This window comes from Undibacterium sp. 5I1, from assembly GCF_034314085.1.
Taxonomy (GTDB): domain Bacteria; phylum Pseudomonadota; class Gammaproteobacteria; order Burkholderiales; family Burkholderiaceae_D; genus Undibacterium.
The window spans coordinates 1942023-1954053 of sequence record NZ_JAVIWI010000001.1 but is presented as its reverse complement, the minus strand read 5'-3'; the positions used below and the strand labels follow the sequence as shown (position 1 = coordinate 1954053).

Here is a 12031-nt window from a genome sequence, read left to right as displayed (position 1 = left end):
CAGAGGTCACAGACGGTGTCCAATCCGGATGCCATATGTGGCCTCTGTATTTTTACTTTATGAGTGTGAATGAAATGAGTACAGTACCTCTTACCAAATTCGGCGCAGAACTGCTTAAGCAAGAATTACATAATTTGAAGACCAAAGAGCGTCCAGATGTAATTAATGCGATTGCAGAAGCTCGCGCTCAAGGCGACTTGTCTGAAAATGCAGAATATGATGCGGCTAAAGAGCGCCAAAGTTTTATTGAAGGTCGTATCGCCGAGCTGGAAGGCAAGCTCAGTGCGGCGCAAATCATTGATCCGACAACTTTAGATGCAGAGGGGCGCGTGGTATTTGGAGCGACCGTGCATTTGGAGGATTTAGATAATGAACAGAAAGTCAGCTATCAAATTGTAGGAGACGACGAAGCTGATATTAAACTCAGTAAAGTATCAATCAGCTCGCCAATTGCTCGCGCATTAATCGGTAAATATGTTGGCGATATAGTTGGTGTGCAAGCTCCTGCAGGTATTCGTGAATATGAAGTATTAGAAGTTCTGTACATTTAAGCCGAATAATAAAAATGGTCAGCGCTACATAGAGCCGACCATTGTTAAATAAAAATATTGTTTAGTATATTGAGCGCAGAGCTACTTAGCTTTATAGCGTTATCGCTTTAATGTGATCAGGTATTACCGAGGGCTGATTTTTTGACGCTGGTTTGACGTGGTTTAGCACGTTTGATTGAGCCGCCCTGAGTTACCCGCTCATTACCCTTTACCATGACTTTTGAGACACTAGGTTTTTTGGTGCCACTGGCGCTAGGTTTGACGATAGTTACCTCGCGCATACCTTTGCCTTTTTTGACTAGTTTGGTTTCCTTAATGCCGTCTAACTTAGGACGGTAAATAACCAGTAATTTGCCAATATGCTGTACCGGCGCAGCTTCTAAAGAGCTACAAATGGTATCGTACATAGCAATGCGTGCTTCACGATCATCGCCAAACACACGTACCTTAATTAATCCATGGATATTAAGGCCAGCATCGATTTCCTTCATCACGGCAGGCGATAAACCGGCTTCACCGATCAATACGATGGGTTTCAATGCATGGGCTTCAGAGCGCAGTTCGCTGCGTTCAGCGGGCGTGAGTTTCAACATATAAATTCCTTTAAAAGCAGTATTTTACGCGAATGGCAAAAAATAAATTCAATCAAAATTGGGTGCACGATCATATTAACGATCCTTATGTCAAATTGGCACAAAAGGAAGGTTATCGTGCGCGTGCTGTTTACAAGCTCAAGGAAATCGATGAGGCTGAAAAATTAATCAAGCCAGGTCAAATTATCGTCGATCTTGGCGCAACCCCTGGTAGTTGGTCGCAATATGTACGCAATAAACTAGCCGGTAAAGACGGTGGCGGGATATTGGGCGAGATTTTTGCGTTAGATTTGCTGCTAATGGAACCAATTGCAGATGTTCAGTTCATTCAGGGAGATTTTCGCGAAGCCGACGTGCTGAATCAGCTCGAGGCTAAATTGCTGGGGCGCAAGCTTGATCTTGTATTATCAGATATGGCACCCAATTTATCAGGCAACTCCACAGTGGATGCGGCGCGCATTGAATACATTATTGAATTGGCGGTTGAATTCTCTAATGCACACTTAAAACCCTCTGGTGCTTTGCTAGTAAAATGTTTTCATGGACCTGCTTACAATACGATTGTAATCATGTTTAAAACACAATTTAAAACTGTCATCAGCAAAAAACCCAAAGCGAGCAAAGACAAGTCTTCTGAGATTTTCTTACTCGGTAGAGGTTTAAAGAATAGTTAAAAAGTAAAAAGTAATGATTTATATGTTAATTCGCTCTTGATAATTACCAAGAATGGCAACATATGCGCTCTAGCAAGCTCTATCCAATACGGGTATGATGCAAAATTACTGTTTGTGTACAGGCGTAGTTCTACGTCCAAGGAGTTCTCGTGAATAATATGTTTTCAAAAGCGGCGATATGGGTAGTCATTGCCTTAGTGCTGTTTATGGTATTTAAACAGTTTGACAAAGGCATGTCTGCTAACACTGCCTCTATGCCGTATTCCGAGTTTCTGGATGAGGTTAGGGCTAAGCACATTAAAGATGCAACGATTGATGATGGCAATCGTACTGTTACAGCGACTACGCTGGATGGTAAAAAAGTCAAATCACAACTTACTATATTTGATCGTGGTTTTGTGGGTGATTTGGTCAACAACGGCATTAAATTTGATAACAAGCCGCCTGAAGAGCAGTCTTTCCTTTCCCAAGTCTTTATTTCATGGTTCCCGATGCTGTTGTTAATTGGCGTTTGGGTGTTTTTCATGCGTCAGATGCAAGGCGGCGGCAAAGGTGGTGCATTCTCATTCGGTAAATCTAAAGCACGTATGCTGGACGATACCAACAACAACGTTTCTTTTGCTGATGTCGCAGGGTGTGATGAGGCGAAAGAAGAGGTTGGCGAGATTGTTGATTTCTTGCGAGATCCAAGTAAATTCCAAAAGCTCGGTGGTCGTATTCCACGTGGTGTCTTAATGGTTGGCCCACCGGGTACAGGTAAAACTTTGTTGGCACGTGCGATTGCGGGTGAGGCGAAGGTACCATTCTTCACTATTTCCGGCTCTGATTTTGTTGAAATGTTTGTTGGTGTTGGTGCATCTCGCGTCCGCGATATGTTTGAAAACGCCAAGAAACATGCGCCATGTATCATTTTCATTGATGAAATTGATGCTGTCGGGCGTCATCGTGGCGCCGGTATGGGTGGTGGTAATGATGAGCGTGAGCAGACATTGAACCAAATGCTGGTTGAGATGGATGGCTTTGAGGCTAATTCTGGTGTGATTGTGATTGCGGCGACTAATCGTGCCGATGTCCTTGATAAGGCCTTATTGCGCCCTGGTCGTTTTGATCGCCAAGTCTCTGTTGGTTTGCCAGATATTCGCGGTCGTGAGCAAATTTTGAATGTGCACATGCGCAAAGTGCCTATCAGTACTGACGTTAAAGCCGATATCTTGGCACGTGGTACTCCAGGTATGTCAGGTGCAGATCTTGCGAATCTTGTTAATGAAGCTGCGTTATTTGCTGCACGTCGCAATAAACGCATCGTTGAAATGCTGGATTTTGAAGACGCTAAAGACAAAATTTTCATGGGACCTGAGCGTAAGTCTATGGTCATGCGTGAAGATGAACGTCGTAACACTGCTTATCATGAGTCTGGCCATGCCGTTGTCGCTAAACTTTTGCCGAAGGCAGATCCAGTCCACAAAGTAACAATCATGCCGCGTGGGTTTGCATTGGGTCTGACATGGCAGTTGCCAGAGCATGATCCGATTAGCGGCTACAAAGATAAAATGCTGGAGGAAATTTCCATTTTGTTTGGCGGTCGAATTGCTGAAGAAATTTTTGTCGGTCAAATGTCCACTGGTGCATCGAACGATTTTTCACGTGCAACGAAGTTGGCTCGTGCAATGGTGACACGCTTTGGTATGTCTGACAGCATGGGAGTGATGGTGTATGAAGATAGTCAGAGCGAAGGTTACTTTGGTGGTCCGTCAAAAACGATTTCTGAAGTGACACAGCAAAAAGTGGATGCGGAAATTCGTAATATTCTGGATACACAGTATGCCCTGTCCCGTAAATTGCTCGAAGAGAATCGTGACAAAGTTGAAGCAATGACTAAAGCTTTGTTAGATTGGGAAACGATAGATGCTGATCAGATTAACGACATTATGAGCGGCATAGATCCACGCCCGCCAAAGTTAGGTCAGTCAACACGTAAGACGCCGACAGATACAACGTCTGGTGGCGTATCTCCAAACGCGGCGGCACCAGCTTAAATATCAATTAATAGTTTGACTTTAATTTAGGGTGAGAAGCGATTCTCGCCCTAATTTTTTATATTCATGAATAATTATTTCGAATGTGGTCGATATCGATTTCCGTTACAGGGGTCACAGTTTCGTCCTTTAGTAATGGGAATACTCAACATTACGCCTGACTCATTTTCAGATGGAGGGCAATTCCAGGGATTAGATGCGGCGCTCTCACATGCGGAGCAGATGATACGAGATGGTGTAGATATTATTGATATTGGCGGCGAATCCACTCGGCCAGGTGCAACGCCTTTGTCGCTTGATGAGGAGTTGAGCCGGGTCATGCCAGTGATTTATGCTTTGCGTGATTGTGGTAAGCCTTTATCCGTCGATACCTACAAGACACAAGTAATGCGAGAAGCCATTCTTGCAGATGTTGATATGATCAACGATATCAACGGCTTTAGAGCGCCAGGCGCTATCGACGTTGTTGCCAAGGCTGATGTTGGCTTATGTGTGATGCATATGCAAAATACGCCGTCAGATATGCAACTTCAACCTGAGTATGACGATGTAAATACTCAGGTAACTGATTTCTTAGATAAGATGGTGGCCGATTTATTAAATGCTGGAATTGAGCCCCAACGTATTTGCCTTGATCCCGGATTTGGCTTTGGAAAAACCTTGCAGCATAATGTGGCAATGCTGAAAAATATAGATCAGTTTCAAGCTAGATTTGGTATGCCAATACTTGCTGGTTTATCTCGGAAATCGATGCTGGGAGCAATCACAGGGAAAAGCGTAGAGCAGCGCCTGGCCGCAAGTATTGCTGCATCAATCGCAGCCGTCGCAAACGGCGCAAAAATTTTACGAGTGCATGACGTAGCAGAGACCGTCGATGCGTTAGCCGTGTGGCGCGCGTTATCAAATTAAAGAAAGAAAATCAAAATGACGAGAAAATATTTTGGTACCGACGGTATCCGCGGCAAAGTTGGCGTCGCACCAATTACCCCTGATTTTGTAATGCGCTTAGGTTATGCTGCCGGCAAAGTGTTAGCGCAACGTGGACATAAAGGAGAGGGTAAGCCTACTGTCTTGATCGGTAAAGATACTCGGGTGTCTGGCTATATGCTAGAGGCTTCTTTAGAGGCAGGATTTGCTGCAGCTGGAGTTGATGTGATGCTCTCAGGGCCGATGCCTACTCCTGCTGTAGCTTATTTGACCAGAGCCTTACGCTTGTCGGCTGGTGTCGTGATTTCTGCCTCACATAATCCTTATTATGACAACGGGATTAAGTTTTTTTCTGCGCAGGGCAATAAATTACCTGATGAAGTCGAGCTCGCAATTGAGGCCGAGCTAGAAAATGGGATGGACTGTGTTAGTTCAGATTTACTCGGCAAGGCGCATCGTCTGCGTGACGCAAATGGTCGCTATATCGAATTTTGTAAAAGTACTTATCCCAACGAATTAGATTTACGCGGTTTGAAGATCGTAGTCGATTGCGCACATGGTGCAGCTTACGATATCGCTCCGCATGTATTTCATGAATTAGGTGCTGAAGTTATCTCTATCGGTAATCAGCCGAACGGTTTTAATATTAATGACCAGGTCGGTGCTACCGCGCCAGATGCGTTAGCTATTGCCGTCAGAGCGAATCATGCAGATATCGGTATCGCTTTGGATGGTGATGCTGATCGCCTCGTTATGGTGGATAGAAACGGTAAAATTTATAATGGCGACCAACTACTTTATTTGATGGTGATGGATCGTCTTGCAATTGGTCCAGTTCAGGGTGTGGTTGGTACTTTGATGACCAATATGGCGGTCGAGTTGGCATTGCAGGATTTGGGCGTTGGTTTTGTCCGGGCTAAAGTGGGCGACAGATACGTGCTGGAACAAATGCAAGAGCGTGGCTGGATGCTAGGTGGTGAAGGTTCCGGACATTTACTCTGCCTGGATAAGCACACTACGGGCGATGGTATTGTCTCTGCGTTGCAAGTTTTATCTGCGCTCCGTCGCAATGGCAAGACCCTGGATCAATGTTTTGAACATTTGATCTTATTCCCACAAGTTTTACTCAATGTTAAAGTGCCTGCCGGATTTAACTGGCAGAAAAATGAAGCTGCCGTTTTAGAAAAACAGCGCGTAGAAGCAGAGTTAGGTAACAAAGGGCGAGTGCTGATTCGTGCATCAGGTACGGAGCCGTTAGTCCGCGTTATGGTAGAAGCGGTTGATTTGGAAATGGCCAATAAATTTGCTCGCAGGCTAGTTGACTGTATAACACCAGCCTAATTTTATATTTGAAATTGTATCGGTCGCATTATTGAATATAGAAGCGATACCATGTACTATTCAGCCTTCGGTTTTTTATATTATTTGGCCAGTACCGCGAATAATATAAGTACTAAATAATTCAATAGCACTTAAGAATTTGATTGAATTGAATCCAAGTATTCTGTACCAGAATATTTGGTTGTTATGGTAAGTGTTATTGTATAACAATTCACATACTTCTCCCGCGCGTCGGTAGCTCAGCTGGATAGAGCAATGCCCTTCTAAGGCATGGGTCGGGGGTTCGAGCCCCTCCCGACGCACTTCTTTTCTACATCCCCAGATTTTCTAAAGTCATCAGCCTCAAGAAAAATTTGAGGCTTGTCTGTGATCAGAAACAGCTTTTGATCATCTGCCTCAGTCTTGATAAATACAAGTTTCTTTGTGTTTGCATTCATCTAATAAATAACCGCAAAATTACTTTGTGGCCATCAGAGATCCATCGTCAGATAAATATTGCATTCCCGTTAGCTTGCACTCATGCAGACTTCAAGATTTGAGTTGTAGGTTTCACCTGGGTTGATCTACATCAAAGCTGATAACTCGTCGCAGTATTAAACTTCTTGCCAGACAAACGACGATTGATGGGGAAGTAAAAATGAAAAAGACTATAGCGTTATCGGTAGTAACAGCTGCGCTGTTAAGCATGTTTTCTGCAACTGCATGTGCACAAGAAAGTCCTTGGTTGGTACGAGTCAGGGCAGAGCATTTGTCGACCGCAAATAAGTCAGATCCTATTGGTGGAGTTGGTCCAGCCGACCGGTTAGAGGTTTCTGACAAAACGATTCCTGAGTTGGATATTTCTTACTTTTTTAGTCCAAATATTGCAGCAGAATTAGTACTGACTTATCCGCAAAAACATGATGTTTATCTCGATGGTACAAATATCGGTAGCTTTAAACATTTACCTCCGACTTTGCTGATTCAATATCATTTTTTACCTGATGCGCAGTTTAGTCCTTATCTTGGTGCTGGTATAAATTACACTCGAATTTCTGACGTGAATCTGCTTAACGGCACAGGTTCTTTGGAAAACAGCAGCGTCGGTCTAGCGTTACAGGCAGGCGTGGATTACAAGATAGACAAACGATGGTCAATTAATGCTGATATCAAAAAGGTGCAGATACGTAGCGATGTATTTATTTCTGGTGCCAAAATCAGCGCAGTAAAGGTCGACCCTTTGATGATCGCTGTTGGGCTAGGTTATCGCTTCTAAATAATCTCCAGAGGCACATGGAGCGCTGTTCTAAAAGAAATTCCGGGTTGATAGGCAATCGAGGCATAGTCTCGATTGCCTATTTCTGATTAAGGACAATCGATTAATGCCATGCTGTTGGAAAAATAAGGATATACATCCACCTTCTTAGGGTAATTTGAGTTCAGAGACCGCTTTCATATTGCAATAATTTAAATAAAATTTAGCGATGCATTTGCGCTAAACTCAATTCATTGATTACAGTCTCAGGGTTGCAACTTATGAACGTACATCTTCCTCATCTGGCTACGCCAGCAAGCACCTCAACGATCCCACCACTTAAATTGCAAGATATTCGGATTCACTGTGCCGCCTGTAGTCTGCATCAATTATGCCTTCCCATGGGATTGGCCGAAGCGGATATGGATAAGTTGGACAGCATCATTGGCCGTAGAAGACGGATCAAGCGGGATGATGCCTTGTATCGCATGGGTGAACCGTTCACCAATTTATACGCGATCCGGGTTGGGCATTTTAAAACCTCTCAAACAAACTCTATCGGTCAGCAACATATAACCGGCTTTCAAATGGCTGGCGAATTGCTAGGGATGGACGCGATTGGTAGTAACGCTCATCATTGTGAGGCAATTGCACTGGAAGACAGCGAGGTGTGTGAGATACCGTTTAATAGCCTGGAGCATCTATTTGGTGAAGTACCAACCTTACTGAGCCATTTTCACCGCATCATGAGTCGTGAAATTAATCGAGAGCAAAACGTGATGTTGCTGTTGGGTAGCATGCGTGCCGACCAGAAATTTGCTGCTTTTTTGGTGAATCTATCCTCGCGCTATGCTGCGCGAGGATATTCGGCAACACGTTTTCAACTTCGCATGTCACGCGAAGAAATCGGCGGCTATCTTGGCTTGACGATAGAAAGCGTCAGTCGCCTGCTAAGCAAATTTAAAAAGTTAGAGCTGCTTTCAGTCGATCAGCGCGATATCGAACTCCTGCAATTACTTACCTTAAAATCAATTGCGGCAGGTACTGATCATTGTGCTTAGACCTTACCTACGTATTGTTTAAGTATTGTTTGAGTCGAGCTTGATGCCAGCATTTTTTTATCTGCTTCATTTTATTTTTCTTCAGAAAATGTCAGTCTTCCTATTCAACTCAACGCAGGCTTGTACTAAAAAGAGGGTTGGCTCTTAATACTGCTATCAGAATTAGCCACTAGCAAATAGCAGGTAAGCGCGCTGGATAATGCACAACATATCCAGAAGCTAAAAAATCCTAATGTATAGATGGCGGGTCTGGATAACTCAATCGGCACGCCAGAAAACACCAGGTCATGCGGATCAAAAATAGAAAAGAACAAACCTTCGGCAGCAACCGCAACCAAAAAAGATGACCATAATATTGCTATAGCGCGTCGCATGTTTGTCTCCTTTGTTATTGTAAAAACTGCCGACCAGTTTGTTGGCTTACTTGCGTATTCAATCAAAGCGGATCTAGGACGATTGCTTGCTGTAAGGGCCAGTTCCAGACTCCACTAAGACGCCATTGCTTAGGCTGATCTTCTAGCGTGACTTGCCAGGCTGCTTTATCTAATAACGGTAGTGCTAAAGAAAAATTACCGGATTCATCTACTGGTGTTTTGATCGCCAGATCTTTAGATGGTTGAGTAGGGTGAACCAATTTCATCGTTAAGATACCGGTTGATATTTTTTGATCGCTACTGAGTTTTCCTTTAATGATCCCGCTCGCAGCATCGTATTGTATGGATGCGTTTAACTTTAATGCCGCAGCCACCTTGTCACGCCGCAGGTCCTGATTGATTGCCTGGCCTTCTCTATAATAATCATCCACCACCATCGCATCTTGTTCTCGGAAGGCGATCGACACCATATACGAGCCGGCAACCACTGCAACAATCGGTGGCGCTAACAGGAACCAAAGCCAGATTTGTTTAAACCAAGGTGCTTGCTTAGTGTTGATAGAGATGGGTGCTGAAATAGGTGAGGTCGACATCACACGCTCCTAATTGTGGGGAATAATAAATACAGCTTTTTCTTTGACCTGCAAGGCCGGATTATCGATCGCTTCAAGCTGAAACCAAATTTTGTTACTACCTTGTTTGCCATGATCGTGGTCTACATGCACCCGGACTGGTATCGCTTTTGTAGTAGCTCCTGGCAGCTCGATTTGGTCGGGGCTGTCTAAACGGATTGAGTCCAGCCCCGATACTTTGATGCGATAAATATGATTTGCTTCCGCCGTGTTCATAATTTGTAGCTTATAAACATTTTCAATCACGCCTTCATTTAATTCTCTACCCATAGAGCCGCGGTCACGGATAACGTCTAGTTTTAAGGGGACACGTGTTAGTAAATTGATCGCTAATACCGATACGATGACGACCAAGATAGCGCTATAGATCAAGACTCTTGAGCGGAAGATTGACTTCAAAACCTGTTGTTCTGACAGATTATTTTTGATCGCATTTGCGGTAGAAAAACGAATCAAGCCCTTTGGTGCTCCGATCTTATCCATCACCGTATCGCAGGCGTCTACGCAGGCGGCACAGCCTATACATTCGTATTGCAGGCCGTCCCGGATATCGATACCGGTCGGGCATACCTGAACGCAAATTGAGCAATCGATACACGATCCAAGCACAGGATTTTTAGCTGTCTTTGTGCTACGCGGTTCCCCGCGCTGCTGATCGTAGGTCACGATCAACGTGTCCTGGTCAAACATCACACTTTGGAAGCGTGCATACGGGCACATGTATTTACACACTTGCTCACGCATCCACCCCGCATTACCATAAGTTGCCAGCGCATAAAATAAAACCCAGAATAATTCCCATGGTCCCAGTGTGACTAATAATATTTCTTGCATCAATGTTTTGATTGGCGTGAAGTAGCCTACAAAGCTGATACCTGTCCACAAAGCGATTCCTAGCCAGATCGCATGCTTGGCACATTTTTTACTGACTTTTGCCAGCGTCCAATTTTGCTTACTTAATTTGATACGGGCGCTGCGGCTACCTTCAATCTTCCGTTCTACCCACATAAAAATTTCGGTATAAACCGTTTGTGGGCAAGCAAAGCCACACCAAAGACGGCCAGCAACCGTCGTAAATAAAAATAATGAGTAAGCGCAAATAATTAACAGAGCGGTCAGATAAATAAAATCCTGTGGCCATAGCACGATGCCAAACAAATAGAACTTCCTTGCGGCCAAATCAAACAACACCGCCTGACGATCATTCCATGCCAGCCAAGGCACACCATAAAACACCAGTTGGGTAAGCCAGACGCAAGCCCAGCGCCAGTTGGCAAAAAACCCTGTTACTTCGCGCGGATAAATGTCCTCTCTTGACGCGTACATTTTAATGGTCGCGTATTGAGGTTCTACAGGATCTGCGTGATCTCGTATTTCGGGCGGCTGTATATCAGACATAGCGCACAAGGTCCCATTGAATGATGATTAGCGAGTTCATTTTTGTGCAGCTTTTATCTCTGCTTCATTCGATAAACTCCAGACATAAGCCGCAAGCACTTGTACTTTTGCCTCACCCAAAAAATCTTTAAACGGTGGCATCGTATTTTTACGACCTTTATTAATCGTCTCCATAATCGTGTCCAGGCTGCCGCCATATAGCCAGATTTTGTCGTTCAGTGCCGGTGCACCTAAGGCTTGATTACCGATGCCGCCAGCGCTATGGCAACCAATGCAAGCGGTAAATTTAGATTTGCCAAACGCGGCTTTAATCGGGTCATGAGTAGACCCAGACAAGCTCAACACATAGTGAGCCACGTTTCTGACCTCATCATCCGTACCGACGACCGCGCCCATCGGCGGCATTTGGCCGTTACGTCCATACATGATGGTCGTTTTGATGACGTCTGGAGCGCCACCATACAGCCAGTCTTTATCCGTCAGGTTAGGAAAGCCTTTATTGCCATGCGCATCCGATCCATGGCACTGCGCACAATAGGTCAGAAATAGCCGCTCCCCAATCAGATGTGCTTGTGGATCTGCTGCTACTGCTTTCAAATCTTGATGTAAATATTTTTCAAATAGTGGGCCATATTCAGCATCGGCGATTTTCAATTCTTTTTGGTATTGCCCGCTTGATTGCCAACCCAATTTGCCGGCATAAGTTCCTAAGCCGGGATACAGATAGAGATAAATTCCGCCGAAGATAATCGTCAATACAAACAACCACATCCACCAGCGGGGAAGAGGATTATTTAACTCGCCCAAATCCTCATCCCATAGATGACCTGTCGTTTCAACAGGGCCTGGTTCCCCATTTGCATCGGTCGATATTTTGACTTTTGCTGTTGCCTGCGTCCACAGCAATACTCCGCAACCAATAATGCTTAGCACCGTCAACAGAGCAATATAAGCACCCCAAAAATCACTTGTAAAATCAGCCATGATGAGACTCCGCTGAGTGAGTACTGTCGTTACTATTAGCAGACTGTGCTTGAGGTGTGTCTGGAAGCCCATCCGCAAACTCATCTGCAAAGGGCAGATTTGCGGCCTCATCAAATGCAGTTTGTTGTTTGCCGTTATATGACCAGTACACAATGCCGAGAAATACAAGCAAACAAGCAACCGTCGTAATGCTGCGCATGTCAGTTAAGAAAGTGACGAATTCCAT

Annotated in this window: 13 protein-coding genes and 1 tRNA gene; 8 read left to right on the top strand and 6 right to left on the bottom strand. The window is 44.5% G+C overall.

Features of this window, described 5'->3' with window-relative positions; translation table 11 throughout:
- The first annotated feature begins 74 nt into the window (after positions 1 to 74).
- Positions 75 to 551, top strand: coding sequence for a transcription elongation factor GreA (gene greA / locus RGU72_RS08635; RefSeq protein ID WP_322121594.1), 477 nt, complete (start codon positions 75 to 77; stop codon positions 549 to 551).
- Positions 552 to 667: 116 nt separating this feature from the next.
- Here greA and RGU72_RS08630 read toward each other — a convergent pair whose 3' ends face one another.
- Positions 668 to 1144, bottom strand: a complete 477-nt coding sequence (locus RGU72_RS08630) for a YhbY family RNA-binding protein (protein WP_322119339.1) — start codon at positions 1142 to 1144, stop codon at positions 668 to 670.
- 32 nt (positions 1145 to 1176) lie between these two features.
- Here RGU72_RS08630 and RGU72_RS08625 point away from each other — a divergent pair, with 32 nt between their 5' ends.
- The 7 genes from RGU72_RS08625 (at position 1177) to fnr (ending at position 8417) form a co-directional block, all read left to right on the top strand.
- A complete protein-coding gene (locus RGU72_RS08625) occupies positions 1177 to 1818 on the top strand; it encodes an RlmE family RNA methyltransferase (RefSeq protein ID WP_322119338.1) in 642 nt (213 codons plus the stop codon).
- Between the two features lie 149 nt (positions 1819 to 1967).
- Positions 1968 to 3854 (top strand): ATP-dependent zinc metalloprotease FtsH, encoded by a 1887-nt coding sequence (gene ftsH / locus RGU72_RS08620; protein ID WP_322119337.1) that lies wholly within the window; start codon positions 1968 to 1970, stop codon positions 3852 to 3854.
- A 66-nt stretch (positions 3855 to 3920) separates the two neighbouring features.
- A complete protein-coding gene (gene folP / locus RGU72_RS08615; RefSeq protein ID WP_322119336.1) occupies positions 3921 to 4763 on the top strand; it encodes a dihydropteroate synthase in 843 nt (280 codons plus the stop codon).
- Positions 4764 to 4778: 15 nt separating this feature from the next.
- Positions 4779 to 6122: a phosphoglucosamine mutase gene (gene glmM / locus RGU72_RS08610; protein ID WP_322119335.1), complete on the top strand. Its 1344-nt coding sequence runs from the start codon at positions 4779 to 4781 to the stop codon at positions 6120 to 6122.
- Between the two features lie 228 nt (positions 6123 to 6350).
- Positions 6351 to 6424 (top strand) — tRNA-Arg (locus RGU72_RS08605).
- A 335-nt stretch (positions 6425 to 6759) separates the two neighbouring features.
- A complete protein-coding gene (locus tag RGU72_RS08600) occupies positions 6760 to 7377 on the top strand; it encodes an OmpW/AlkL family protein (protein ID WP_322119334.1) in 618 nt (205 codons plus the stop codon).
- Positions 7378 to 7637: 260 nt separating this feature from the next.
- Positions 7638 to 8417 carry a fumarate/nitrate reduction transcriptional regulator Fnr gene (gene fnr, locus RGU72_RS08595; protein WP_322119333.1) on the top strand — a complete coding sequence of 260 codons (780 nt, stop codon included), beginning with the start codon at positions 7638 to 7640 and terminating at the stop codon, positions 8415 to 8417.
- Between the two features lie 125 nt (positions 8418 to 8542).
- Here the strand turns inward: fnr and RGU72_RS08590 are convergent, their stop codons facing one another.
- From RGU72_RS08590 to RGU72_RS08570, 5 genes are all read right to left on the bottom strand, one after another.
- Positions 8543 to 8791, bottom strand: coding sequence for a hypothetical protein (locus tag RGU72_RS08590; RefSeq protein ID WP_322119332.1), 249 nt, complete (start codon positions 8789 to 8791; stop codon positions 8543 to 8545).
- A gap of 62 nt (positions 8792 to 8853) precedes the next feature.
- Positions 8854 to 9384: a FixH family protein gene (locus tag RGU72_RS08585; RefSeq protein WP_322119331.1), complete on the bottom strand. Its 531-nt coding sequence runs from the start codon at positions 9382 to 9384 to the stop codon at positions 8854 to 8856.
- Positions 9385 to 9393: 9 nt separating this feature from the next.
- Positions 9394 to 10821 (bottom strand): cytochrome c oxidase accessory protein CcoG, encoded by a 1428-nt coding sequence (gene ccoG, locus RGU72_RS08580; protein WP_322119330.1) that lies wholly within the window; start codon positions 10819 to 10821, stop codon positions 9394 to 9396.
- A 36-nt stretch (positions 10822 to 10857) separates the two neighbouring features.
- A complete protein-coding gene (gene ccoP / locus RGU72_RS08575) occupies positions 10858 to 11805 on the bottom strand; it encodes a cytochrome-c oxidase, cbb3-type subunit III (protein WP_322119329.1) in 948 nt (315 codons plus the stop codon).
- The gene (locus RGU72_RS08570; RefSeq protein ID WP_322119328.1) at positions 11798 to 12031 is read right to left on the bottom strand and encodes a cbb3-type cytochrome c oxidase subunit 3; all 234 of its coding nucleotides are present in this window, start codon (positions 12029 to 12031) and stop codon (positions 11798 to 11800) included. Before RGU72_RS08570 ends, ccoP begins: the two co-directional genes overlap by 8 nt.